The following is a 26,090-nucleotide window of genomic DNA, read 5'->3' on the forward strand; positions in this document are numbered from 1 at the left end:
GGACGGCTTACACTACGCTCGTTCCTCGCTACGTTACAATCGCCCCATGTGCGGGCGTTATAAGTGCTAAAGATATGGCCATTGTTTTACTATTCTTCATTTTGAGCGTTATTTCAGATGGGATTCTCTTTTCAGCCATGGAGAAAAAAGAGCCGGAGTTGTATGAAAAACTTGGCAGCCCAGGTTTCCTTTCTTTGTCAATGAACCCGCTAGTTATCATAAAGTACTGGATTTTTATACTAAGTCCTAATCCGCTTCCAGAAGAGTGTGATCTAAATTCATTGCTATGGGTTAGTCGTATATGCGTTATCGGTTTTATTGGTTCAATTTTTTTGAGCTTATGGTGGCAAACGTAATTATACCAATGCGTGCCAATACACCGCCGCAAGCGGGCGGCGGGACGCTCGTAAACTCGCGCCCATGTGCGGAACGTTAGGGCTAGGACCAAGGGAGTATAAATGGAACTGAAGAACGTTAAATCAGAGGGCGAGCTATACTCTGATAGCGTAAGGGCAGAGCTGGGTCTTGCTTCCTATCTTAGGGTCATAGTCTTTGCAGGATTTGCGTGGGCTTTGGTCGGAGCGGTTGTGGCCGCAATCGCTTCTGAACCGGAGGTTACCAGCATCACTGAGCAAATTGCATTTTACGGAATCGTTATGGGCTTTGGAGCGGTGTGGGGCTTTGCGAGGCTTATAATCGCGGGGTTGATTGGGTACCCTTTATATAAATTTTGGTGTTCTCGTATGCGAGGACAAAGGCTTCAAGGAAAGTTCGCGGTTGTTGTTCCGTTGGAGCCCTAAGAATCCAAGGAAGCGGGACATATTTTGCTTCGCTGCGCTCAAAACGCAAAATATCCCCTGCTTGGGGCGTTATACGTCGAGGTAACTGATGAAGCAGATCCAAACACGCTCACTAATAGAAGCTTTCGCGGGTCTACTAGGGCTCTGGTTGCTTGTCCGTCGTGTGCCAGACTACGCGTCGTTAGCCAAAGGAGTAAACCTGTTGAGGACAATACTTTCCATTGCTTTCTCCTTGTGTTCTCTCACTCTTAATGCAGAGGCGATATATATCGTCGATAAATCAAGGGACAGAGAAATACCTGTCGAGGTCTATGAGGCTAAGGATCAAAGAGGCTGCGCATCCCAATCCAAGTGTCCAGTAGCTATACTGAGCGCCGGATATGGCGTTCCACATACAAATTACGAATTCGCCGTCAATTCCTACGTCGAGCAAGGATATCTGGTGCTTGCCGTGCGTCATGAGGTTCCCGGAGATCCACCGCTTTCAACATCTGGTGATCTTTATCAAACTAGGATAGAAAACTGGCAGAGAGGCGCGGAAACGCTCAGGGTAGTTGCCGCTAGTATGAAGAAGCGGCGTCCAGACTACGATTTCAATAGACTCACTCTTATTGGCCACTCCAACGGCGGTGATATTTCAGCTTGGCTAGCGAATCAGGACGCTTCGATGGTCGATGCTCTAATCACTCTGGATCACCGGAGGGTCCCACTCCCGAAAGTTGAGGGAGTGCGCATCCTCTCTTTCCGGGCTGGCGATTTTCCCGCAGATGCGGGTGTTATTCCGACTAAAGATGAGCAGGCATCGCTCGGAATATGTATTGTGGAGTTGCCCGAAGCGCTGCACAACGACATGACGGACGAAGGGCCTGAATGGCTAAAAAGCCGAATTCACAAGACGCTTCAGAGGTTTTCATTAGGCAATCAGGAGTGCTCAGAATCAGGCGAGGCTAACAAAATAATCCCCGCGACAAGCGCGTAATTGCGGCAGTTAGAATGCGGGAAATCCCGGTAATAGTGGGCTTAATTTTCTTGTGAAAAATCGGTTGTGCCTAATCCAGGTGGAATTGCATTTCTGGTTGCCGTTTTAAACAAAATGTAGGGGTTGGATACAAAGCAAATGAAGTTGGGAAAACGAACACAGCTTATCGGTTTACTGGTTGGGATTTCGCTGCCGGGTATTGTGCTTATCGCGTTACAGGTGCCGGGAATGGTTGAGCACCTGGACGCTGAGCTACCGCCACGGGCGGTGCTCATATTGTCGGCTGCCATTCAAAGCCTAGTGCTGGTTTCTGTGGTGGCCGCTTTGGGCGCCTGGGTGGCTCCCAAGGTTAATCTTCGCGCGCCGGCCATCGAAGGCCTGGTAGACGGGAATAGTCCTCGTTCAATACTGGCTTCGCAGGCTAAATTTGCCTTACCGGTCGGGTTTGGAGTTGGTGTGCTGATCGTGGCTGTCGAAGCTGTGGTTTTTCAGCCGTACTTGCCGGATACACTCTATCTGCTCGGCACCCCAATGACGCTCAACTACTTGCTGGCAGCCTTGACCTACGGAGGAATAGTAGAAGAGGTCTTGTTGCGGTGGGGTGTTATGAGTCTGGTGGCTTGGCTGATCTTTCTGGTTCTCGGTCGGCGCCATCTAGGTATCGCCCTTGTACTAGGTAACATACTGGCCGCAATACTTTTCGGCATCGGCCACTTGCCGGCCGTTGGTCTAATGGTGGGCGAGCTTACTACGCCCATCATTTTGCGGACGCTGATTCTTAACGCGGTGCCTGGCTTTATCTTTGGCATGTTCTTTCAGCGCCGTGGGCTGGAGGCCGCCATGTTTGCGCACATGGGCGTACACGTTGGAATGGCGGTCCCACGCGTTATCTTCGGCGCATAGGCAAAGAGGCTGCAGGCAGCGCTGCTATTTTATGCCTACGAGAGGCTATGGGCGTCAGAGCGAGATTCATTTCTAACGTGGCGCTGAAGCCGATGCGCCGTTCCGGCCTGGAGGCTTAGCCCTGCGTTTGCAGTTGGAAGAGATACCTATCATACAAATGAAAATCGGATTTTTATGATTTTGATGAAAATTGTTGTTGCCTGCACCATGTTTGCATGCGCTGTAGCGTCGGCTTCCCCGTATCAAATGCCGAATACGGAGTCTAAAATATTAAGAGACGAGAATACGAAACGCGAGTACGAGTTGTACATAAAGCTACCTGAAGATTACTCGGAAAACGTTAATTATCCAGTGATATATTTGACCGATTCATGGTACACGTTCCCTGTTGTAGCGGGTTCCGTTCAAGTCCCTATGGCGACAGAAAAAATGCAAGAAGTCATTGTCGTAGGGATTTCTAGAGACCTGAGTATGGACAGAGATACCTCCAGGCTTAGAGATTATACGCCGACAAGCCCTAAGAATTGGAAAAGGAAATCGGGGGAGGCTGATCTTTACCATCGTTTCATTTCTAACGACGTGTTCAATTATATAGACAGTACGTACAGCACGGATAAAAATCAAAGAACCTATGTGGGTGTTTCACTTGGAGGGTTGTGGGGCGCTTATGTACTTCTGACGTATCCTGATACGTTTGAGAATTACGTATTAGCTAGCCCTGCGTTATGGTTTGATGACGAGTATATTTTTCGCTTAGAGCAGGAGTATGCTAAAGCGAATAGTGATTTGAAAGCGAACGTATACTTGTCAGTGGGATCCTTGGAAGTGCTTAAGGGGGAGGGTTTTACTCTTGATATGGTAATCGATTCGCGTAGGCTGTATGAAGCGCTGAAAAGTCGCCAGTACGAAAATTTAACTATAAAGAACGCGGTAGTGGATTCTGCAAATCATGAAACAGCATTTCCCGCATCATCTATTATGGGATTGTACTGGCTGTTCGGCAATGACAGTTAAGAAACCGTTCAGCGTTAACGGGACGTGTTAAGCGTCGCACTAAGTAATTGGATTCGGGATAGATAACAGCAACTGCGTATCGGACAATGTATGACTTTATTCAAACGACAACTATTGATTTTGGTGGCAGCGCTGATTATGGCCAGCGTCACCTTCCAGGGTCCGTATTTGCTCAGCGACGACATAGTGATCGAAACCTCGACTTATCTGGACGCGGACGATCAGGAGCTGAACCGCGATATTCAGGCGTTGCTGGACAAGGGCTCACTGAGCGATGAAGAGCTTGATACCCTGACGCAGAAACTGGCGCAGGTTTCGGGCAACGACGAAGGGATGTCGGAAGCAGAGCTTGAGCAGCAGGCGCGCGCGCAGTTGCGCACTTTCGGGCTCTGGCTTGTCGCGCCACTGTGGCTGCTGTTTTTGGTGCTGTTGCCCCGCACTTGGGTGGAATACCTGGAGGTGTTGGCGTTGCCGGTGTTGTTCTACGCCGTCGGGGTGCTGATCGGCTTGGAGATTGCGGTTATTGTCGGCCTAGCGCTGTTGGTTGCCCTGCTGAAGCCCCGGCTCAAAAAGCGCCTGGGGCGGACGTATAGATGATCCCTAAATTAGCGAAATTACGAGTTGCAAGGCCAACTGATAACCTAAGTCAAATCACTGAGATGTATGTGAATGGGCTGGGCTTTAAGTTGCTAGGTAGATTCGAAGGGCACAATGGGTTTGACGGGTCAATTATCGGCCATGAGCAGCACAACTATCACCTTGAGTTCACCCACCACAAAGGCGCGAAGGTTGGCAAGGCACCGACCAAAGACAATTTGCTAATTTTCTATATCGAGGATGAGAAAGTCTGGCGCGTCTCTTGCCAGAAAATGGTTGAGGCTGGGTTCACACCGGTGCAGTCCTACAATGGTTACTGGGATGTGGCTGGTAGAACATTTGAGGACATCGATGGCTATCGTGTTGTATTGCAGAATCGAGAGTGGACGGCGTAGCAACGCACGTTAGCAGGAAGCTGCCCTCACCAGTGGCGGCTGCTGCGACGTCGAGAGCGGCGGCTGGTTTAGCGCCGGGTCACAAAATAACCACAAGACACCCCTGGGAACCTGTGCTTCGGGGCCCGGGTTCGCGTATAGTACGGCCCCCGCATACCTCAACACGCTTATTTCCAGGATATTCTCTTGATTACGACCGCAAATATCACCATGCAATTTGGTGCCAAGCCCCTATTTGAAAACATTTCCGTTAAATTTGGCGAAGGCAAACGCTATGGCCTGATTGGCGCCAACGGGTGTGGTAAATCCACCTTTATGAAGATTCTTGACGGTAGCCTGGCGCCTTCCGCCGGCAACGTCTCTCTCGGGCCCAATGTGCGTATCGGCAAGCTCTCCCAGGATCAGTTCGCGTTTGAGGCATATTCGGTTATCGACACCGTCATTATGGGCCACCGAGAGCTGTGGGAAGTCAAGCAGGAGCGCGATCGTATCTATAGCCTGCCGGAAATGACCGAAGAAGATGGCATGAAGGTGGCTGAATTAGAGGTTAATTTCGCCGAAATGGACGGCTATAGCGCCGAAAGCCGAGCAGGCGACTTGCTGTTGGGCGCTGGCATACCGCAGGACTTGCTGTTCGGCCCCATGAGCGAAGTGGCACCCGGCTTGAAGTTGCGCGTGTTGCTGGTACAAGCCCTGTTTTCTGACCCGGATATTCTGCTGCTGGACGAGCCCACCAACAACTTGGATATCAACACCATCCGCTGGCTGGAAGGCCTGCTCAACGAGCGCGAGAGCACCATGGTGATTATCTCTCACGATCGCCACTTCCTGAATGCCGTTTGTACCCATATGGCCGACATCGACTACGGCGAGCTGCGTGTATACCCCGGTAACTATGATGACTTCATGATTGCGTCGACTCAGGCCCGCGAGCGCCTGCACTCGGAAAATGCCAAGAAAAAAGCGGAAATCGCCGATCTTCAGCAATTCGTCAGCCGCTTTTCTGCAAACGCTTCCAAGGCCAAGCAGGCGACGTCGCGGGCAAAGCGCGTGGAGAAGATTAAGCTCGACGAAGTGAAGCCCACCAGCCGCATCAGCCCGTTTATTCGCTTCAAGCAGGACAAAAAGCTGCATCGCCAGGCACTGACCCTTGAAAAACTGAGCCACGGCTTTGGCGGCGAGGTGCTGTTCAAGGGCGGTAATTTGATCTTGGAGGCCGGCACGCGCTTGGCGATTATCGGTGAAAACGGTGTGGGCAAGACCACTCTACTGCGCTGCTTGATGAACGAGCTCCCAGCCAACGTTGGGAAAATTCAGTGGGCGGAAAGCGCCACGCTCGGTTATTGCCCACAAGACAGCAGCGCTGACTTTGATTGTGAGCTGACCCTGTTCGAGTGGATGAGCCAGTGGCGTAAGCCCAATCATGACGATCAGATCGTACGTGCCACTTTGGGCCGGCTACTGTTCTCCGCAGACGACTTTAACAAAAAGGCGGCCGTCTGCTCCGGTGGCGAAAAAAACCGCCTGCTGTTCGGCAAGCTCATGATGCAGGACACCAATGTCTTGATCATGGACGAGCCAACCAACCACCTGGACATGGAATCCATTGAAGCCCTCAACCTCGCGCTCGAGCATTATGAGGGTACGCTGATTTTTGTCAGCCACGATCGAGAGTTCGTCTCATCGCTGGCTACCCGGGTGATTGAGATCAAGGACAGGCAGCTGATCGACTTCCAAGGTAACTACGAGGAATATCTGGCGAGCCAAGCCGCTGTCACCGAACCGGCGTGAGCGGTCTAAGGCATTGAGTCCTAGGTGCTGATTCTTTGTTACGGTGGCGAGAGCGCCCCAGTTTTCAAGCGGGGCGCTCTCATTGGCTTTTGAGAATTGGCAGCCGGTGAAACACGGTCCATTGAGCCGAGCCGCCTAAGTTTGTTCAACCAGTCCATCCAGGTGAGTGTAACGCGCTCAACTTCGTCCAGGCCTTCCCTAGCCCTCGTCGGGGCACCGCCTCCTTCGGGCGCCTCCCCCTTTCTGTACCCCGACCTCTGGAAATTGTCGTCAAAATAACCCATATGGGTGATGCGCGCCGTCCCCCCGGCTCGGTAGCCTAATTACACGGTTAAGAAAGAGAACACTGTCGCGCAGCTTCTAATCAGGCATTTCGGCCGTTGAGCGCGGGCCAACACTCCCTCTTTGATACCCATAATTAGACGTAGACAGCACAAGAGGTGTGACATGAAAAAGAACAACGACATTCGCCGACAAGGCTTGGGCGTCGCCTTCTTGCTGATCTGTTTAGGCCTGCTGGTGGCCTGCTCGGGCAGTAGTAGCGGGGACTCTGACCCTAACCCTGAATCTAATTCTGAACCTAACTCTGAATCTAACTCTGACTCCAGCTCCGGTGAAGGAACTGGCGTATTCATCGATAGCCCGGTGGAAGGGCTCACCTACAAAACGGACAGTGGCACCGGCACCACTGATGAGCAAGGACGGTTTGAGTATGAGCCCGGAGAAATCGTTACCTTTTTTATTGGTGAGACATCCATCGGTGTGGCTCCCGGTGCGGCGGTTGTGACCCCCTACGATTTGGTCGAGAGTGCTGATGAAGAAGAGTTGAGTCGAGCAATCAACATTGCCCGGCTGTTGCAAAGTCTGGACGATGACCTCGACCCGGACACCGGAATCCGGCTGATCCCGGAAGCCAAAGACCTTCCGCAGAATCTGGACTTTCGGGACGAATTTACACTGGCCGATGCACTCGGGCAGGTCCGGCCTGGCGTAGCCTTAGTGGATGCGGAAACCGCCCAGGCCCACCTAGATGCCAGTGTTGCCGAGGCGGTTCCTCTGCCTGAGGACCAAACCTTTCATGCCGTGACCCACGGTCAGTGGGTAGGGAACTTGGCCCCCCTCGATACCAGTTGCATGGACGACTGGAACGACGTCACGGTGACCATGACACAGCAGGCGGATGGCCGTACTCACTACGAAGGCAGCATGACTGGCGCACAGGGATTAGCCGATACCTTTGCCTTTAGCGGCAGAGCTCGCAATAACAGCGTCGGGCAGTCCCAGGGTGGGGAATACATCCACGTGGGCTTGTACACCTGGATTGAGCCCGGTGGTTTGGTGGGTTCGGGCATGGTGCTAGACATCGGCGACCGCTATGGCTGCATTACCCGGTTCGTGCTCAAGGGCGAAAATGCCGAGAATCAGCTTCCAGTCTCCTATGTTTCCCAGACTCGGGTTGGCATTTGTACGAGCGAATACAGCGAAGTGCGCTGGAATGAGTACACGATTAACTCTTACGACATAGATGGCTATATTCCCGATGCACCGGTTTACTATGAAATCCGCAACGGACAGGAGAGCGGTCCCTTTCCCATGACCGCAGAATGCATTGGTAATGATTGTGAAAGGTTCAATGACAGGCCGTCGCGCCGGATTGACCGGCTGACAATTGACGATCTCCCCTGCTTTGAGAGTATGGACCGCACTATCGAAATCGAGGTGACTGACAATGAAGGCGGTTCACGGCGAGTTCGTATCGCGACGGCTGATGAGGGTCAGGGAGAGGATGTAGACATAGGTGATTCGGCGGCATTTCAATTTTGCGCCGATGATTATCCGGTATTGTATTGCGACGGTGTAAGGGAAGCATCCGATCAACGGTATTGGTTTACTTGGAGTTTATTTGACAGTTGTTCGGACCTGTACGCTGAAACCGACGATATTGGACTCGAGCGGGTCGTGGAGGACTGGTCGGGTCGGGATGACACCGCGATCACCCTGCCCAACGGTGACGTTGTCGATCCCGAGCCCCGGAGCCCTGATTACAGGGAAGATAGTGATAGCCGCGGCTCCTGCTGTATCAGCACTGAGTATGAAGGTTGTCCTCAATGATTGTCTTGCTCACGCATAGAAATCTGTGGGAGGCCACAATGGTAGAAAAATCTAAAAATTGGTTACGCCCCTTATGGGCGCTGATCATTGTTCTATTCGTTCTGGGCCTGGTGGCCTGCGGCGGAAGCGACAGTGGCGGTGGGAACAGCGGGGGAGATCCGAGCGGTAACGAATACAATAATGGAAATGGGAACGGGATCGACGATGGGACCGACAACGGGACCGGCGATGAGAACGACAACGGGACCGACAACGGGACCGATGATGAGAACGACAACGGGACCGACAACGGAACCGATGATGAGAACGACAACGGGACCGACGATGGAAACGGTGATGAGAACGGCGATGACGACGGAAACGGGAGCGGGAACGGCTATGGCCTCCCAGCATTACCTGAAGAAGGCGATCTCAGCTTCCGTTTTGTCGAGGGCATTGACGGTTGGCATATCAATGCCACGGGCAATACCACTACTTTGGAAACCGACTATCTGCGTATCGCCCACGATGGCGAGCATGAGGCCCTGATTCTCAACCCCAAAGACTGGGATACCGACAATTGGCGCCTGCAGGCCCGGTACGAGTTCGATGTAGGCTTGAATTTTGTTGACGCAAGAGCAACCCTGGTGCTCGATATCCCCCAGTCTTACCTGGATGACAACAATCTTGGGATTCAGTTAATTTTGCTGGGCAACAGCGGAGACAGCTACGGTGGCTTCATCACACTGGAAGACTCCGATACCGAGACTCAACGTATTGAGCTTGATCTGACCGAGCGAGGAGAAGATCTTAGCAGTATCGGCACCGTTGCCATTCAGCTCGCCCAACCGCCGGCAAACACCGACATCAGTGACCCTATCGCAGTGCGGTCTCTTGATTTCTACGAAGTGGGAGGGCTGAGTGAGCCGGGTGAACCCACCAGGGCCAATAAGGTCGTGCCGATCTGGCAATGGGGTACAGTCAATCATGAGTCTCACGATTCACCTGCGATTCGCTTGACTGACCGCTTCGACGACCCGGCGGCCGGATATCAGGTACTATTCACAGCGCTAAGCTCCCCCAGCGCGGGGCATGACATTGAGCACACCCTGGTTGAGACCGACTCTGACGGAATCGCCGACTCCGGAGCCTGGACCATTCCTGACGACCCAGGACTGTATAGGGTGCGTGCTGAGCCGGCCAACGCCGAATCCGGCGATTGGGACGCGATCGAATTTTCCATGGGCATCTACAATCCGGCTGAGTTTGAGAAGGTCTGGGGCGCCACCACCGGGCACTCCACCTGCGCCATTGACGCCAGCGGAACTGCCTACTGCTGGAGCTCTGGCAGTCAGCCGGCGGTTGTGGCGGGCGGTATGCCTTTCGTCGAATTGGCTGTAGGCAGCACCACTTTGTTTGGCCTGACGGCAGAGGGAGACACCTACTCAATTGGTAACCCGACGAACAACCCGCCCCCTTCAAGCGCGACGCTGGTAGCATCTGCCCCCAAGTTTGAGCAAATCGTTTCCGGCCAGTCTCACCGCTGTGGACTGACCAGTGACGGGACAGCCTATTGTTGGGGCGGGAACAGGGACGGCCAGTCCGGCGCACCGAGTGATACATCATCTGTCTCGGCGCCGCGAGCGGTAGATGGCGACCCACCTCCATTCGTTCATCTCGATGCGGGCTGGCTTCATACCTGCGCACTCACAGCAGGGGGCGAAGCCTATTGCTGGGGAAGAAACGGCTGGGGCCAGATTGGTGATAACACCACCGAAAACCGTTATGAAGCGACACCGCTGGAAACCGATCTTCGCTTTGAGTCTCTCTCACTTGGCAACCGCTACTCTTGCGCGATGGACGCCGAAGGAAAAATTTACTGCTGGGGCCGTGAATTCATCACCGAAGACCCCTGGGAGGGGCCGCGCCTGACGCCGCGACAACAGGCCATCGGCCATGAGTTTGTTGAAATCAGCGCCGGCGGCTACCACACCTGCGGCCGACACGCCGATGGTTCGGTTGTCTGCTGGGGCCTGAATCACGAAGGCAGCTGGGGTGAGGGCACGGATGGGGGTATACGGGTGGCGCCCGGGCCCGTTTACGGCAATCATACCTTCAGCCAGCTTACCAGCAGCTGGGCGCACAGCTGTGGCATCACTGAGAATGGGCTGCTCTGCTGGGGCAGAAACGACCTCCTGGGCTTCCCCTGGCATGACAACGTCCTGTATCCGCTGTTCGTGAGCATGCCGGATTAACCACCGATATGCCCATCTGCAGGCGTCAGAGTTGCCTGCGGTGAGGTGTCAGATAATCGGCGGCGAGGGAGTCGCCGCCGGGAACCTCAGGCCAGGAGCGAGCGCAGTGTCCGCGTAAAGTCCTTTGGTTGCTCGAACTGTGGGAAGTGGTGGCTGCCGGGAATTACCTGCTCCATCACATTCCCCGCACAGCGGTTACGGGCCGGTTCGGAAATATGTTCACCATTGATAGCGTGAATAGGGCAGTGCAATTCGGCAAAGGCCGCATCCGGTGACCAGCGCAGCAGATCGGCCCAGATAGGTAACATCTTTTCCGGGTCAGCGCTGGCCATACGCTGTTTGATCCAGTCCCTCGTGGCCTCGTCCAACTCGGGCACGGTGGTGTTATCGACCAGATAGTGCATGGCCCCGACAAAATCCTGCTGAAAGGGCGTCTCAATGCTGGCGATAGTTTCAGCATCCATGTCGCCATAGGGCAAGCCAAACGTATCCACTAGCACTACGCCCCCAAGCTGGCCGCCGTTTTGAGCCCACAATCTGGCGGCCTCCAGGGCTACGGTACCGCCCATGGAATGGCCCACCAGCGTCAGTCGGTCGGCCCCCGCTCTCTGCGCTGCGGCAACGACAAGCCGGGCCAAGCCGACGATGGTCCAGTCAGCCCAGTCGACATCGGCGGATTTGCCATGCCCTGGCAGATCCAACACCATCATGTGTCGCTCGTCCCCCAGCGCTGCCAAAACGGCATCCCAATCGCTGCCCTGGCAGCTCCAGCCGTGCAGAAAAAGGATTAGCTCTCCTTCCTCGCCAACGACTTTGCTGTGCAGCTGTGCTGCGACATTGGCTATAGGTGCAGCAGAATTCATATCGACCTCCGTATGTTATTTTTGGTGCACAATCGGTCCCGCGATCCGAGAGGATTTAGACACCCATTGGTAAATCCTCTACATTTACGATAAATTTGACGTTAAAACAAACTTTTCTGGCTGATTCTAACACCCAATGAATGACACTCAACTGGAACAGCGCTTCGAAACCCGCCAGGAACCGCTACTGGATAAGCTCTACAGCAGCGCACTCGACGCCGGTCAATGGCAGCACTTTCTGGGAGAGCTGATACACGCCACCGACTCGCGCTCCGCTCGCCTGCTGGTGCTCAACAAAAGTGCCGACGAGGTGCTGCACAGCACCAAGGTCAACATCGACGACCGGGACCATCAGCGCTACATCGAACACTACGTTAATACCTGCCCCTGGCGACTCGAGCTGGCACAGAAACCCCGGGGCCAACTCTATTCGACTTTTCACGACTTCAGCTGCCGCCAACCGGCGTTCTACCAGACCGAGTTTTTTAATGACTGGGCCCGTCATCTGGATATTCATCACGGTATCTGCGGCACCGTCTACCAAACTGAAGAGTACAAGGTGCAGCTGCTGGTTCAGCGAACCCACGGGCAGGGGCCCTATTCACAGCGCGCGACTCAATTGGTCAACGGCCTGTTGCCCCATATGCGCCAGACGTTGCGCTTAAGCAGGCAGTCACAGCATCAGGCGGCGCCTGTGTGGGGCGCGGCCGCGGCCGCCGAGATGCGCGCGCTGCCGTTTATCCTGTTTGATAAGGCGGGCCGGGTTGTACATGTCTCCCAGGCTTGTGAACACTTAATACAGCAGGGCGAGTTGGATATCGTCAACCAACGCCTGGTGCTTGCGGAGCCCGCAGTGCAGCAACGCTTTCACGCGGCCTTCACAGAAGTAACTCAGGTGAGCGGCACCCTCGCTCGGGAGGCCGCACTGAATATCCGACGCCCAGGCCAACCGACCCTGCGCTGTATGCTCACGCCGATAGCACCCTCGGCAAACGTCGCCAAACTCTGGCCCTGTCCCGCCCACGTGGCACTCTACATCTACGACCCCGAGCAGGCCCTTACCATCGACCAGAATGCATTGATCGCAATGTACAACCTGACCGACAGTGAGGCCCGCGTCGCCGTCGATATCGCCCAGGGGTTAGACCCGCAATTTATCGCCGAACGCGACAACCGCTCTACCCACACGGTGCGCGCGCAGCTGAAGTCGATATTCAACAAAACCCTCTGCCATCGCCAAAATCAGCTGGCTGCGCTGATATTGCAGTCTCCCGCAGCACGCCGTTACTGACAGGTCCTCCCCGTTCGCCAGCTGATCGTCCGCGCTACTGGCTGTATGCGGCGTGGGCGCCCCGATCCTAAATTTCCCCCGCCCCGATGGTGACCCTAAAGAGGTTAATCGCCGCCCGCCAGTGGCTTTTTCCGCATTTTTGAACTATAAAGATCCCCACTGTTATGATGTTTTAGGTGCCAGCACTTTCATTCGAGGCAGCGGCGTTCTTTTTCCTGATTACACTCAGGAGCGCCAATTGGCCGTAGGCGGACACTGGTGAAGTGCTGCAGCAGGGCACTGAGGCCAATAATGTGGGCGAACCCACTTTTTAGACATAATAAACCGAGAGGAATGACAACAATGAAAATTAGCGCACTAACTCAGACTCTCTCAGTCTGCCTACTTTTTTCCCTGGCTGTGATCGCGCAAGCGGACTCGGCTACTGTCTTTGAACTGAGAACCTACACGACCCACGAAGGAAAACTCCCTGCCTTGAATGAGAGATTCACTAACCACACGGCCGGGCTGTTTGAAAAGCATGGAATGCGAAATGTAGGCTATTGGGTGCCCAGCGATCCTGATAAATCAGGCAACACGCTGATCTATATCCTTGAGCACAAAAGCCGTGAAGCCGCGGCTCAAAGTTGGCAGGCGTTTATAGACGATCCCGACTGGCAGAAGGCGTATAAAGAATCGAGAGAAGATGGACCGATTGTTAAGCATATCGACTCCGTTTTTATGACCGCCACAGAGTATTCTGCAATTCGTTAAATCTTACTTAACTCGTATTTCTCACCATTGGGGCAGCCAGCGTGCTGCCCCAATTGACAAGTTGCGTGCCTGTTTTAACTCTTAGCCATTTGGATTTGGTGTGAATAAGTGCTTTAATCAAATGGCGCCACAACGACTACCGTTGATTGAATTACCTCAAATTACAAAAGGTTCATCGCTTCGTTGAAAGTGTGAATCTTATACATAAAAGGAGGATCAAATTTTGAAAAACATTTTCCAAAAGACTACGATTTTACTGACGGTATGCGGTCTCGCAAGCTGTGCAGCGGAGCAAGACGACGCAGAAACAATGAATGATGCTGCTGCGGCGCCGGCCGTTAGTAACATCGACAAGTTCGAGGCCTACACTCAAAGATTCTCCGAAACCACTGAAATTACCCAGCATCATGCAACCGGTCACGTTGGTGATTTTTTCTTCACCCATTGGAAGGACGGTGGCGCTGCGTCATTAACCTTGAGCCCAGAGGGTGACTTCAGTGTTAGCTGGGAAGGCGGTGGCTACAATTACGTAGGCGGCCCTGGCTGGCATTACGGTGATGAAGATAGGGTTATTGGTTATCGCTTCGACGAGGACAGCGGTGCTAGCTACATCACCTTGTATGGCTGGGGCTACGACGAGACTATGTCCACATCAGATCCGGCACACCTGGTGGAGTACTACGTTCTGCAACGGTGGACCTATGACCCCAGCCAAAACGCTGAATATGGCACGACTTTCGTCAGCGATGGCATTGAGTATTCTACTTACCGTTCCGTGCGGGAGGAAAAGCCCTCAATCAACGCGCCGTCCACTTTCTACCAATACTGGAGCAAACCCGCTGAGCAACGTCCGCTTGGTGAAGACCAGAAGATCATCTTCGCCGACCACGTGCAGGCGTGGGCCGAGTCTGGCTGGATTATTCCGGACATGAACAACTTCGATGCGAGCGATGACCCCACCTATCAGGTCATGGCTGTAGAGGTTTTCAATCCGCCGGAGGACGGTACGGCATCTGGCCAAGTCTGGGATGGTCGATAAAAACTTCATTATAACCCTGTGGAACCGGCGCCATGACGAGTATGAGTGATTGAACGATGGTTGCTGCTGGATCGTGCCTAAATTCGGTGATTGGCGTATTATATTGATTCGGTCCGAATAACCGTAGGTTGGGATGATGGAAAAGTTGTTTCAAAGTAGTCGGTTTGCGGTGGTAGTTGCCGTCATTGTCACGGCTGTGTCGGCTGCTCTCCTGTATCTTGTCAGTATTAACCTCTTGTTTAATACGGTGGTGGGAGTGTTCATGAACGTCCCCGAAACCACCGATCAGGGGAAAAACCTGGTCGTGACTCTGCTCAAATTGCTCGATATTACGCTTATCGCCATTACCCTGCATTTGGTGGCGGTCAGTCTTTTCCGGTTGTTTATCACGCCCATTAAGGCGACTGAGAGTACGTTTCTCAATATTTTGAATATCAAGGATTTTCAGGATCTTAAGATCACCATCATCCATGTGTCTGTGGTTGTAATGACTATCCTTTTCCTAGAGCACGCGGTTGAGCAAGGCGCGTCATTGGAGTCGCTTTATTTCGGTGCCGGTATCGCGCTGGTGATATGGGCATCCGTTTATGCCTCCGGGAAGATGCACTAGCAGTTCTATCGCGCGCATGCCAACTGGTTGCCGCAAGGGTAGAGCGCCAGCTCCAATCCTGAGTGACTACTGGCGATTCAGCGATAAGTGGCGGCTTTTTGGTGTGATCATCGCTTCACGCTTGTCCAGAATCGCCAACAGTCCAATGGCGGAAGGGCGTCATGTAAATACAATCGTGCTGGCGGCTACTTATAACTTGTAGCTAAACCCCTACCGGCCTACCTTCATTGTTGGCCAATACCCCTTTCGCACGGATGGGAGTGTCCATGGCAACGGCCATTCCTGGTTTGTAAATGCCATAACCTATCCGGCTCATCTCCACACCCCTGGACAATAAACTTTCGTCCAACAAAGGCGCGAACTGGCCCGTAACGGTCACTCGGGCTCCTTCAATTTATACTCAATTTTGGGTATGCGGCTTTCCAGACGAGGCAGTAGCATGATGCCAAACAGGCGATTACGGCCAGCCTTGGCGGTAATTATGGCGATTTCATCCCAGGAAAATTCACGCACGGTATCTAGTGAAGGAATCTCCAACAACAATAAACAGAGGACTTACCCAATGTTACAAAAATTACTGATTGCGTTTTTAACCGTTTTTTTGCTCTCCGCCTGCGGCGGCAGCAGTAACGGCTCGGGCCCCGACGTCCAGAATCCGCCTCCCGCTGACACTGATGACTCCAGTGATGACACTGACGACTCCAGTGATGACACTGACGACCCCAGCGATGACATTGACGATGCCAACGATGGCGCTGACGACAACCCCGTTGACGCTGACGACTCGAACGGTGGCGGGGACGACAACACCGATGATGACAACACGGATGACGACAACACTGATGACGCTGACGGCACCAACAGCGATGACCGCAATACTCTCGTTTTCAATATGGGCGATTCGCGCTGGAACAATGATGGTCGCGAATCCACCCTGGAGTATCGCGACGACGAAGATGTACTGGTCATCATCCCTGACTTCACGAGAGTAGAGTGCCCACAGAGCTGGGATTCAAATGCACGATGCATGTACGTTGCCAACCACACAGTGGACGGCCCTCTGGATTTGCGTGGCAGCCAGTTCGTATTCGAGCTGGAAATCTCCCAGTCCATTCTTGACAATGGCGGCGACCCAGGTGGCATCGTCTTGGTGGCTTACGTTCAGGAAAGCACTGCCCCCTGGGAAGGTGCTTGGACCTGTGCGACAAATAACCAAAACATTGAGTCAACCACTTTTACTTACGAGTGCACCATGCCCGAAGACAACGACGCCCTGAATCTGGCGGGCGGCGGAGATGTCGGGAAGGTAGGCCTTCAGATTCTGCGTGGTGACATTGAAAACAGTGCGGGCGGTGTCAACAATGACATTGAAGGCACCATCACCATGAAGAGTTTTGTCATTCACTACACTAATGCCCCCGACGATAACGACGATGCCAATGATGATGATACCGGCGGTGACGATACCGGCAATGACGATACCAGTGGTGACGATACTAACGATGATGACGGCGGCACCAACGACGATGACAGCAATACGCTCGTTTTCAGCATGGGCGACTCACGCTGGAACAACGATGGTTTCGAATCCACTCTGGAGTATCGCGACGACGATGATGTGCTGGTTATAATCCCTGACTTCACGAGAGTAGAATGCCCCCAGAGCTGGGATGCAGATGCACGATGCTTGTACATTGCCAACCACACAGTGGACGGCCCTCTGGATCTGCGCGGCAGCCACTTCGTATTCGAGCTGGAAATCTCACAGTCCATTCTTGACAATGGTGGCGACCCAGGCGGCATCGTATTGCAGGCTTACGTCCAGGAAAGCACTGATCCTTGGCACGGTGCGTGGACCTGCGCAACAAACAACCAGGACATTGGATCAACCACTTTCACTTATGAGTGCACCATGCCCGAAGACAACGACGCCTTGAATCTGACGGGCGGTGATGATGCTGGGAAGGTGGGCCTTCAGGTTCTGCGTGGTGATATTGAAAACAGTGCGGGCGGTGTCAACAATGATATTGAAGGTACCGTCACAATGAAGAGTTTTGTCATTCACCTAGCTGCAGATTAAGGCAACCGCTGCTTTTTGGATAAAAACCCGGCCTTGCGCCGGGTTAGGATGCGGACGAACCCCTTTGGCTTAGGCTCTACTGATACTCCTCAATACTCGGGCAACTGCACACCAAATTCCGATCCCCATACACATTGTCAATGCGATTCACCGTCGGCCACACCTTGTGCTCTTTGAGCCAGGGTGCGGGTCGGGCGGCGGTTTCGCGGGTGTAGGGGTGTGGCCATTCGGCTTCCAGGACCTCGTCTTGCGTATGCGGTGCATTGCGCAGTGGACTTTCTTCCAAGGTTACTTCTCCGCCTTCCAGCTGAGCGATTTCCTGGCGGATGGCGATCATGGCTCCAATAAAACGATCCAGTTCCGGTTTGGATTCGGATTCTGTGGGTTCGATCATTAGGGTGCCGGCCACTGGGAAGGACATGGTGGGGGCGTGGAAGCCGAAGTCCATCAGGCGCTTGGCGATGTCTTCTTCGGTCACGCCGCTGCTTTCTTTCATGGGGCGCAAATCCAGCAAACATTCGTGGGCCACAAAGCCCTGGCTGCCTTTGTACAGAATAGGGTAGTGGTCGGCGAGTTTGCTGGCCACGTAGTTGGCGTTGAGGATGGCGTACTCGCTGGCCTGGCGCATGCCTTGGGCGCCCATCATTTTGATGTACATCCAACTGATGGGCAGGATGCTGGCGGAACCCCAGGGCGCGGCGGAGATGGTGCCGTTGGCGGGGTCTGTGCCGGGCACGCCCTGCACTGGGTGGCCGGGCAGGAAGGGCGCCAAATGCTCACCCACACCGATGGGGCCCATGCCCGGACCACCGCCGCCGTGGGGAATGCAGAAGGTTTTGTGCAGGTTCAGGTGCGATACGTCGCTACCGAACTTGCCCGGTGCGGCCAGGCCCACCAGGGCGTTCATGTTCGCACCGTCCAGGTATACCTGGGCACCGATGGCGTGAATCATCTCGCACAGCTGAGTCACGCCCTCTTCAAACACGCCGTGGGTGGACGGGTAGGTGATCATAATGCAGGCGATGCGCTCGCCGTGCTGGGCGATTTTCGCTTCCAGATCCCGCAGGTCCACGTTGCCCTGCTTGTCGCAGGCGACTACCACCACTTTCATGCCCACCATTTGCGCGGAGGCGGGGTTGGTGCCGTGGGCTGAGGCGGGAATCAGACAAATATCGCGCTCGTGCTCGCCCCGGCTCTCAAAGTATTTGCTGATGGCGACCAGACCGGCGTATTCGCCCTGAGACCCTGCGTTGGGTTGCAGGCTGATGGCATCGTAGCCGGTGCAGGTGCGCAGCATCTGCTCCAGCTCTTCAAACAACTGGCGGTATCCCTGGGCCTGATCGATGGGCGCAAAGGGATGCAGTTGGGAAAACTCCGGCCAGGTAACCGGAATCATTTCCGCCGTGGCGTTGAGTTTCATGGTGCAGGAGCCCAAGGGAATCATCGAGTGATTCAGGGCGATGTCCCGGCCCTCCAGGCGGCGCAAGTAGCGCAGCATATCGGTTTCGCTGTGATAGCTGTTGAACACCGGGTGGGTGAGCACGGCATCCTGACGCTCCAAGGGCATGGGGATGGCATCGGGGAAGTCGCCGCGCGCCAGATCGGCGTCCAGCGCGGGAAGATCCAGCGCGTGGTCACCGGCGCAGAAGACGTTCAGCAGGAGGTTGATATCCTCCAGGGTAGTGGTCTCGTCCAGGCTGATGCCTATAGAGTCCTCGCCCACTTTGCGCACGTTGATTTCGTGGGTGAGGGCGGCTTGGAAGATGCCGTTTTGCTTTTTCTCGCTGCCCAGTTTTACCGTGACGGTATCAAAGTACTGGTTATAGGCCAGTTCGAAGCCTTTGATCTTCAGACCTTCGGCCACCAGCCGGGTTAGGCGGTGAATGCGCTCGGCAATGCGTTTCAGCCCCTCGGGCCCGTGGTAGATGGCGTAGCAGACGCTGATCACCGCCAGCAGCACCTGGGAGGTGCAAATGTTGGAGTTGGCCTTCTCGCGGCGAATGTGTTGCTCGCGGGTTTGCATGGCCATGCGCAGGGCGGTTTTACCGCGCTTGTCCACGGACACGCCGATAATGCGTCCGGGCGCTGAGCGTTTGTAGGCTTCGCGGAAGGCAAAAAAGCCTGCATGGGGGCCGCCAAAACCCATGGGCACGCCAAAGCGTTGGTTGCTGCCTACCACCACGTCGGCGCCCATTTGGCCGGGGGATTTGAGCAGCATTAGGGCCATCAGGTCCGTGGCTACAGTGACCAGGGTTTGCTTGGCGTGGGCCTGCTCGATAATGGCGGTCAGGTCCTGAAGTCGGCCGGTGGAACCTGGGTGTTGCAGCAGGGCACCGAAGCAGTCGGTGTTGGGCAGGTCTTCGGGCTGACCAACGATGATCTCAAAACCGAAGTAGCGGGCGCGGGTTTCTACCACGGCCAGAGTTTGCGGGTGGGTGTCCACGTCCACAAAGAATACATCGGACTTGTTGCGCTTGTTCTGGCGCTTGCACATGGTCATGGCTTCGGCGGCAGCCGTGCCTTCGTCGAGCATGGAGGCGTTGGCCATCTCCATGCCGGTCAGGTCCATGATCATCTGTTGGAAGTTCAGGAGCGCCTCAAGCCGGCCCTGGGCGATTTCCGGCTGATAGGGGGTGTAGGCGGTGTACCAGCCGGGGTTTTCCAGCACGTTGCGCACAATGACCGGCGGCACTTGGGTGTCGTAGTAGCCCATGCCGATGTAGCTTTTAAAGCGCTTGTTCTTGGCGGCGATGCTTTTCAGCTCGGCCAGCGCCTGATGCTCGGTGGTGGGAGCGCCTAGTTCGAGGGGCTCTGAGCTTCGAATCTGCGTTGGCAGGCACTTGTCCATCAGCTCGCTCAAGCTGTTCACGCCCAGCTGGGCGAGCATGGCCTGGGTTTGCTCGCTGTCCGGGCCTATATGGCGGTGAATAAAAGCTTCGGGGTGGGCCAGCTGGGACAGGCTCGCAGAGCGAAAATCAACGGACATAGGCGGCTCTTCAGGATTAAGCAAAGGGGTCGGATAGGGGGCAGGGGATGACGTGGCGCCAACGCGGCGCTGGGTCTGCCCAAAGGCTGGCAATGGTAGCAAGGACGCGCCTTTTGAGCAATTCGTGGCGTGTGAATTTTGTTTTGATTCTCTCTCGGTGCGGCGCCAAAATCTGGATTTATGGGCGGCGGTGGGTTTATACTGCCGGTCTTATAGTTATATTAACTATATTGCCGTGCCGTCGCCCCCTTGGACCGTCGGTACGGCAAGCCTGACACTGAGCCCCCGTGCTCTATGCACAGCCTTGCGGCAGCGGTTACACTCGCTTACCTTCCGCTGCGCGCTGGTGCCCCTCGGCCTTGCACTCTGGTGGCGGGGTGAGCAGAGTCAGGTTGAACAGGTACGAGTTCGGATGTTCGCGCGTGGCCCGGTTGGGCCTTCTGAGCCTGATGCCCATTTTTTGACTAACTTAAATAAGATAATGAATTATGGAATCTACAAACGTCTCAAGTGCAGCGGTTGAAAAGAAGCTTAAGCCGCTCGGGTTGGTAGAAAAAGTTGGCTACGGCCTGGGCGATGCAGCCTCCAACATCTACTTTCAGATTTTTGTTACCTACCTGATGATCTTCTATACCGATGTGGTCGGCTTGCCGGCGGCAGCGGTGGGCACCATGTTTTTGGTATCGCGACTGTTCGACGCCATCAATGACCCGCTGATCGGCGCCTTTGCCGACCGGGCTCATACCCGTTGGGGTAAATTTCGTCCGTTTGTGTTCTTCTTTGCGGTGCCTCTAGCGGGTATGGGGATCATGGCGTTCAGCACCCCCGACTTCGAGGTCACGGGCAAGCTGGTCTACGCCTACATCACGTACAACCTGTTGATGGTGATGTACACCCTGGTAAACGTGCCTTACTCCTCTTTGATGGGTGTCATTACGCCCAACTCCATGGAGCGGGTTGAGCTGTCTTCCTTCCGCTTTGTGGGTGCCTTCTTCGGTGGTTTGATTGTGCAGGCCTCGGCGTTGGTGTTGGTGGACTACTTTGGTGGTGGAGACAACCCGCAGCTGGGCTGGCAGTTGACCATGGCTTTCCTGGGCGCTCTGGTTGTGATCTTTTTGTTCATCACCTTTATAACCACCAATGAGCGTGTACAGCCGCCGGCCAATCAAAAAATGGCGGCCAAGCAGGACATCAAAGATTTGATGGCCAACGTTGCCTGGAGACTGATTGCCATTGCGACGGTTTTTCAGCTGATCTTTATTGTTATGCGCAGCACCGCGGCCACCTTTTACATGCGTTACTACGTCGAAGAGCAAACGGTGACCTTGTTTGGCTGGACCTGGGAGCCAACGGTTGCGGTATTGACTTCGGCCTTTATGACCTCGGGCATGGTGGTGACTATTCTGGGTGTTATTTGCACCAAGATGATCGCCCGTCGCTTCGATAAGAAACGCACCTACATGGCGTGCATGGGAATCAGCGCCGTGATGTCGCTGCTGTTCTTTGTCTTGCCGCCCAACGCGGTCATTATGATGTTCCTGGCTAATTTCATTATTAGTTTTGTGTGGGGGCCGGTATCGGTGCTGCAGTGGGCTATGTACACCGACGCGGCCGACTTCGGCGAATGGAAACACGGTCGCCGGATTACCGGTTTGGTGATGGCCGCTTCGCTGTTCGCCCTGAAACTTGGCTTGGCGCTGGGTGGTGCCTTTACGGGCTGGGCGCTCGGTTGGTACGGTTTTGAGGCCAACGTACAGCAAACGGAAGAGTCGCTCACTGGTATCGTTATGATCATGAGCTTCCTGCCCGCCGCTTTCGGTATTGTCTGCGTCGCCGTCATGGCCTGGTACCCGCTGACCAACGACAAGATGAACGAGATCGAGAAAGATCTGGTCGCGCGTCGTTTGGCGGCTGGTGAGTCTTCACCTGACGAGGAAGACGGTCCTCTCGTTAGAGCTTAAGTGGGGACACGGGCGGGCTCTAGCTCGCCCGAATCTTAGAAATCGTTACAAAAAAAACGCGGTCAGGATTCCTGGCCGCGTTTTTTTTATGGGATTCGGTTAATCGCTATGCGCTGGGAGACTGGTTGTCCCTAACGGTGTTGCGGGCACGAATAAACTGGCTGTGGGACACGTAAATCAGTTCCGCCACTTTGCGAATCAGTGCTTCCTGGTACTTGTGCAGGCTTCCGTCCGCGTAGGCGATTTCCCACATGGCTTCAATCAGGCAGTACTTTTCTTTAGCACTGCACTCATCGTTGATTAGGTGGGTAAATTGATACAAGGAGGTGGCGTCACTTTGCTCGGCCAGAGCCAATTCTCTGAGTTCGTCCAATCGTTCGGAACTTAGCTTGAATTTGCGCTCCAGGATGGCGCGCAGAGAGGCGAGTTCACTGTCTTCCAGATTATAATCGGCAACGGCGACTTCAATAAGCAAAGCCGCCACTGCCAACTGTTTTTGCTCGAAGGACAGCTCCTCAGAGCCGTCCTCGTGCTGCAGATGCTTTTCAAAAAACTGTGAAATTCGATTAAGCACGTTCTTTCAACAGGGTTTCGAGTTTGATCTGATCCTGGGCAAAAGTGCGGATGCCTTCAGCCAGTTTTTCAGTGGCCATGGCGTCGTCATTCAGCGCAAAACGGAAGCTGGACTCAGTGTCGATGACTTTGGCAATTTTCTCGCCAGTGTCAGAAGGCGACAGGCGGCGTTCCAGAGTGCCGGTGTCATCGTTCAGCTCTTTCAGCAGTTGCGGGCTGATGGTCAGGCGATCACAGCCGGCCAGGGCTTCAATTTCGCCAGTGTTGCGGAAGCTGGCACCCATCACGACGGTGGAGTAGTTGTGCTGCTTGAAGTAGTTGTAGATCTGGCGTACAGAAACCACGCCGGGATCTTCGTCCGGAGCGTATTCGGTTTTGCCGGTGCTCTTCTTGTACCAGTCCAGAATCCGGCCCACGAAAGGCGAGATCAGGAAAGCGCCAGCGTCGGCACAGGCGGCGGCTTGATTAAAGCTGAACAGCAGAGTCAGGTTGCAGTCGATGCCTTCTTTTTGCAGTACTTCAGCGGCACGGATGCCTTCCCAGGTGGAGGCCAGCTTAATCAAAACACGGGACTTATCGATACCGTTTTTCTCGTACAGATCGATCAGGTGGTGGGCCTTGTCAATGCTCGCTTTGGTGTCAAACGACAAGCGTGCGTCCACTTCGGTGGAAATACGGCCCGGGACCAATTTCAGGATCTCGGTACCGATGGCCACAGCCAGGTGATCGCTGGCGTAGCTGATTTGTTCGGCGCTGGTTTTGCCTTCTTTTTTACCGGCTTCAACGGATTTTCCTACCAGCTCGTTATAGGCGGGAATTTGCGCAGCTTTCAAAAGCAGTGATGGGTTGGTGGTGGCATCCTGAGGCTTGTAAAGCTTAATCGCTTCAATATCGCCGGTATCAGCCACCACATCGGTCATCTTTTTCAGCTGTTCGAGTTTAGTAGTCACAATGCTATTCCTATTCACGAAAGGTTAGTTGGTCAATGGTCTCACTATTTCGCGCCCATTGTACTCCTTTTGAGGCCCTTTTTCACGGAGTTTGAGCGCTGGGGGTAGCGGGTAAGCCCTTGAAATATGGTGATTCTCCCGATCGGGAGCATTGCTAGGCGGCGACTGCTCGCCTGGCGGCGGCAAGTACTTCAAGACCGGCTCCAGGCTTGTGGGTGTGCTCGCTTATGGTGCGCCGGAACTGCCGCGCACCGGGGACACCCTGAAACAATCCCAAGATATGCCGTGTCATGTATTTTAAAGGTACGTCACGCGCAAGTTCGCTGGTGACGTACTCCGTAAACGCGTCCAACACTTCCAGTCGAGTTGAGATTTCGGATTCACAACCGTACAACTGTTGGTCGACTTGGGACAGCAGGTAGGGGTTGGCGTAAGCCTCCCGGCCCACCATGACGCCGTCTAAGTCTTCGAGCAGGGTCTGGCACTGCTCCAAGGTGGTAATGCCGCCGTTAATGACAATTTCCAAATCCGGCCGCTCGCGCTTGAGCTGAATGACTTTGTCGTATTGCAAAGGTGGGATGTCGCGGTTCTCTTTGGGGCTCAAGCCTTTTAGCCACGCTTTGCGAGCGTGCACAATAAACGTTTCACAGCCCGCGCTCGCCACCGTATCCACAAATTGGCGCAGGCCGTCGTAGTCATCCATGTCATCGACACCGATGCGGTTCTTTACCGTCACCGGGATTTGAACGGCCGCTTTCATGGCCGCAACACATTCGGCGACTAAACCCGGTTCGGTCATTAAACAGGCGCCGATCATATTGTTCTGGACCCGCTCACTGGGACAACCACAATTGAGATTCACTTCGTCGTAGCCGGCATCTTCGGCCATACGTGCACACTCGGCCAATTCCTTGGGGTTGCTGCCACCCAGCTGTAAGGCCAGTGGGTGTTCGGCGGGGTGGTAGTACAAAAAGCGCTCACGGTCGCCGTGTATCAGTGCACCCGTGGTCACCATTTCGCTATACAAGGGCGCATTTTTACTTAACAGGCGCCAAAAATAACGACAGTGCGTGTCCGACCAGGACATCATGGGAGCGGCACAAAAACGGCGGTTTATGGGGCGTGGAGAGAAGGCTGACATGAGCGGGACTACTGAGTGCAAAGTTTGTGAATTCTAACATTAACCCGCATTCAGAGCGAGTCAGCGGACTCTTGATGTAGGTCGCCTGGCACGACATTTCTGCTCGTGTACAATAACGGTACTTTGGCGCAATGATCGTTTCCGTGCCATACCAGTCTCTCGTTGCTCTGTAGAGCGCGAGACCTAGGCTATAAATCGGCTATTGACCTTTAAGGATGTGCATATGCGGTTTACCCTTTTGACCACACTTTTGGCGACGAGTCTCGCCGCTCCCCTGGCTATGGCTGAAAAAGATCAGCGTCCTTGGAAAGTGTCCGCTGAAGTGGGTGCAATTGCCACCTCAGGCAACACCGAAACCACTACCATTCAAGGCAAAATTGATGCTGAGCACAATACACCCAACTGGAGCAATCGTTACACCTTGGGCGTACTGTTTAAAGAAGATCAGATCCAGCAGGCAGATGGCTCCACGGCTACGGTAAAAACAGCCGAGCGAGTGTCGGTGTCGGCGCGTGGCGGGTATCGCCTGGCGCGCGAGCATTCCACTTTGTTTGTGTACGGCTCCCATGTGGATGATGAGTTTGCGGCCTACAGTACCTACACCACCGTATCGGTGGGTTATGGTGCCCGGTTGCACGACGGCTCTCGGACTCAGCTGGATGCGGAAATTGGTCCCGGTTATTACTGGGCTGATCAGCGCCTTAGCGATGGTAGTACGGTAGCTGAAAGCAGTGTTATTGCTCGCGGCGCCTTGAAATTTGATTGGCAGTGGACGGAGAGTGCGGACTTTCGACAAGTGCTTAGTGTTGAGACCGGCCCAGACAACACCCGCACCACTTCTGACACATCACTCAGTACGCGCATCAACAACGCTTTCCAAATGAAAGTCGGTTTTAACCTGACCAGTGACACGGACGTGGCACCGGGAAAGGAGCGCACGGATACCACGACTTACGTGAATCTGGTGTACAGTTTTTAAGCTTCCCATTTAAGCTTTGTGCCTTGGCATTGTCGAAGC

The 26,090-nt window shown here is 54.3% G+C and carries 24 protein-coding genes; 17 read left to right on the plus strand and 7 right to left on the minus strand.

From position 1 onward, the window contains the following. The 10 genes from RBH33_RS10450 to RBH33_RS10495 form a co-directional block, all read left to right on the plus strand. Positions 1 to 356, plus strand: a 356-nt coding sequence (locus tag RBH33_RS10450) for a hypothetical protein (RefSeq protein WP_306732133.1), incomplete at its 5' end; no start/stop codon positions are given. Between the two features lie 102 nt (positions 357 to 458). Beyond that, the gene (locus tag RBH33_RS10455; RefSeq protein ID WP_306732134.1) at positions 459 to 800 is read left to right on the plus strand and encodes a hypothetical protein; all 342 of its coding nucleotides are present in this window, start codon (positions 459 to 461) and stop codon (positions 798 to 800) included. Between the two features lie 88 nt (positions 801 to 888). After that, positions 889 to 1,779 (plus strand): alpha/beta hydrolase, encoded by an 891-nt coding sequence (locus tag RBH33_RS10460; protein ID WP_306732135.1) that lies wholly within the window; start codon positions 889 to 891, stop codon positions 1,777 to 1,779. A gap of 138 nt (positions 1,780 to 1,917) precedes the next feature. Next, a complete protein-coding gene (locus tag RBH33_RS10465) occupies positions 1,918 to 2,682 on the plus strand; it encodes a CPBP family glutamic-type intramembrane protease (RefSeq protein WP_306732136.1) in 765 nt (254 codons plus the stop codon). A 174-nt stretch (positions 2,683 to 2,856) separates the two neighbouring features. Further along, a complete protein-coding gene (locus tag RBH33_RS10470) occupies positions 2,857 to 3,696 on the plus strand; it encodes an alpha/beta hydrolase (RefSeq protein ID WP_306732137.1) in 840 nt (279 codons plus the stop codon). A gap of 90 nt (positions 3,697 to 3,786) precedes the next feature. Continuing rightward, entirely contained in the window at positions 3,787 to 4,293 is a 507-nt protein-coding gene (locus tag RBH33_RS10475; protein WP_306732138.1) for a hypothetical protein, read from the plus strand. Beyond that, positions 4,290 to 4,688, plus strand: coding sequence for a VOC family protein (locus tag RBH33_RS10480; protein ID WP_306732139.1), 399 nt, complete (start codon positions 4,290 to 4,292; stop codon positions 4,686 to 4,688). The genes RBH33_RS10475 and RBH33_RS10480 overlap by 4 nt, the downstream gene beginning before the upstream one ends. 186 nt (positions 4,689 to 4,874) lie before the next feature. Further along, positions 4,875 to 6,479 (plus strand): ABC-F family ATPase, encoded by a 1,605-nt coding sequence (locus RBH33_RS10485; RefSeq protein ID WP_306732140.1) that lies wholly within the window; start codon positions 4,875 to 4,877, stop codon positions 6,477 to 6,479. A gap of 447 nt (positions 6,480 to 6,926) precedes the next feature. Next, positions 6,927 to 8,591, plus strand: coding sequence for a hypothetical protein (locus RBH33_RS10490; protein WP_306732141.1), 1,665 nt, complete (start codon positions 6,927 to 6,929; stop codon positions 8,589 to 8,591). Between the two features lie 38 nt (positions 8,592 to 8,629). Then, positions 8,630 to 10,825, plus strand: a complete 2,196-nt coding sequence (locus RBH33_RS10495; protein ID WP_306732142.1) for a hypothetical protein — start codon at positions 8,630 to 8,632, stop codon at positions 10,823 to 10,825. Positions 10,826 to 10,911: 86 nt separating this feature from the next. Here RBH33_RS10495 and RBH33_RS10500 read toward each other — a convergent pair whose 3' ends face one another. Beyond that, positions 10,912 to 11,688, minus strand: a complete 777-nt coding sequence (locus RBH33_RS10500; RefSeq protein WP_306732143.1) for an alpha/beta fold hydrolase — start codon at positions 11,686 to 11,688, stop codon at positions 10,912 to 10,914. 136 nt (positions 11,689 to 11,824) lie between these two features. On the opposite strand from RBH33_RS10500, the gene RBH33_RS10505 reads away from it, so the two are divergent. The 4 genes from RBH33_RS10505 (at position 11,825) to RBH33_RS10520 (ending at position 15,381) form a co-directional block, all read left to right on the plus strand. After that, positions 11,825 to 12,979: a helix-turn-helix transcriptional regulator gene (locus tag RBH33_RS10505; protein WP_306732144.1), complete on the plus strand. Its 1,155-nt coding sequence runs from the start codon at positions 11,825 to 11,827 to the stop codon at positions 12,977 to 12,979. Positions 12,980 to 13,321: 342 nt separating this feature from the next. Then, positions 13,322 to 13,732, plus strand: coding sequence for an NIPSNAP family protein (locus RBH33_RS10510; RefSeq protein WP_306732145.1), 411 nt, complete (start codon positions 13,322 to 13,324; stop codon positions 13,730 to 13,732). 223 nt (positions 13,733 to 13,955) lie between these two features. Beyond that, positions 13,956 to 14,771, plus strand: coding sequence for a glycoside hydrolase family 11 protein (locus tag RBH33_RS10515; protein WP_306732146.1), 816 nt, complete (start codon positions 13,956 to 13,958; stop codon positions 14,769 to 14,771). 136 nt (positions 14,772 to 14,907) lie between these two features. After that, the gene (locus tag RBH33_RS10520) at positions 14,908 to 15,381 is read left to right on the plus strand and encodes a YqhA family protein (RefSeq protein ID WP_306732147.1); all 474 of its coding nucleotides are present in this window, start codon (positions 14,908 to 14,910) and stop codon (positions 15,379 to 15,381) included. Positions 15,382 to 15,583: 202 nt separating this feature from the next. Here the strand turns inward: RBH33_RS10520 and RBH33_RS10525 are convergent, their stop codons facing one another. Together RBH33_RS10525 and RBH33_RS10530 are read right to left on the minus strand one after the other, a co-directional pair. Next, positions 15,584 to 15,760 (minus strand): hypothetical protein, encoded by a 177-nt coding sequence (locus tag RBH33_RS10525; RefSeq protein ID WP_306732148.1) that lies wholly within the window; start codon positions 15,758 to 15,760, stop codon positions 15,584 to 15,586. Continuing rightward, on the minus strand, positions 15,757 to 15,894 hold the full coding sequence (locus tag RBH33_RS10530) for a hypothetical protein (RefSeq protein ID WP_306732149.1): 138 nt from the start codon (positions 15,892 to 15,894) through the stop codon (positions 15,757 to 15,759). The genes RBH33_RS10525 and RBH33_RS10530 overlap by 4 nt, the downstream gene beginning before the upstream one ends. Positions 15,895 to 15,943: 49 nt before the next feature. On the opposite strand from RBH33_RS10530, the gene RBH33_RS10535 reads away from it, so the two are divergent. Then, positions 15,944 to 17,461, plus strand: coding sequence for a hypothetical protein (locus RBH33_RS10535; RefSeq protein ID WP_306732150.1), 1,518 nt, complete (start codon positions 15,944 to 15,946; stop codon positions 17,459 to 17,461). A 76-nt stretch (positions 17,462 to 17,537) separates the two neighbouring features. Here the strand turns inward: RBH33_RS10535 and gcvP are convergent, their stop codons facing one another. Next, positions 17,538 to 20,447 (minus strand): aminomethyl-transferring glycine dehydrogenase, encoded by a 2,910-nt coding sequence (gcvP, locus tag RBH33_RS10540; protein ID WP_306732151.1) that lies wholly within the window; start codon positions 20,445 to 20,447, stop codon positions 17,538 to 17,540. 488 nt (positions 20,448 to 20,935) lie between these two features. On the opposite strand from gcvP, the gene RBH33_RS10545 reads away from it, so the two are divergent. Continuing rightward, positions 20,936 to 22,408: an MFS transporter gene (locus RBH33_RS10545; protein ID WP_306732152.1), complete on the plus strand. Its 1,473-nt coding sequence runs from the start codon at positions 20,936 to 20,938 to the stop codon at positions 22,406 to 22,408. Positions 22,409 to 22,514: 106 nt separating this feature from the next. Here RBH33_RS10545 and RBH33_RS10550 read toward each other — a convergent pair whose 3' ends face one another. The 3 genes from RBH33_RS10550 to dusA form a co-directional block, all read right to left on the minus strand. Next, positions 22,515 to 22,982, minus strand: coding sequence for a tellurite resistance TerB family protein (locus RBH33_RS10550; protein WP_306732153.1), 468 nt, complete (start codon positions 22,980 to 22,982; stop codon positions 22,515 to 22,517). Continuing rightward, entirely contained in the window at positions 22,975 to 23,931 is a 957-nt protein-coding gene (tal, locus tag RBH33_RS10555) for a transaldolase (RefSeq protein WP_306732154.1), read from the minus strand. The genes RBH33_RS10550 and tal overlap by 8 nt, the downstream gene beginning before the upstream one ends. A 154-nt stretch (positions 23,932 to 24,085) precedes the next feature. Then, complete coding sequence (gene dusA / locus RBH33_RS10560) at positions 24,086 to 25,072, minus strand: tRNA dihydrouridine(20/20a) synthase DusA (protein ID WP_306732155.1); 987 nt, start codon at positions 25,070 to 25,072, stop codon at positions 24,086 to 24,088. Positions 25,073 to 25,295: 223 nt separating this feature from the next. Here dusA and RBH33_RS10565 point away from each other — a divergent pair, with 223 nt between their 5' ends. Next, positions 25,296 to 26,051: a DUF481 domain-containing protein gene (locus RBH33_RS10565; protein WP_306732156.1), complete on the plus strand. Its 756-nt coding sequence runs from the start codon at positions 25,296 to 25,298 to the stop codon at positions 26,049 to 26,051. The last annotated feature ends 39 nt before the right edge of the window (positions 26,052 to 26,090 follow it).

Origin of the sequence: Marinimicrobium hydrolyticum, from assembly GCF_030848505.1 — a bacterium.
GTDB lineage: Bacteria > Pseudomonadota > Gammaproteobacteria > Pseudomonadales > Cellvibrionaceae > JAVDDU01.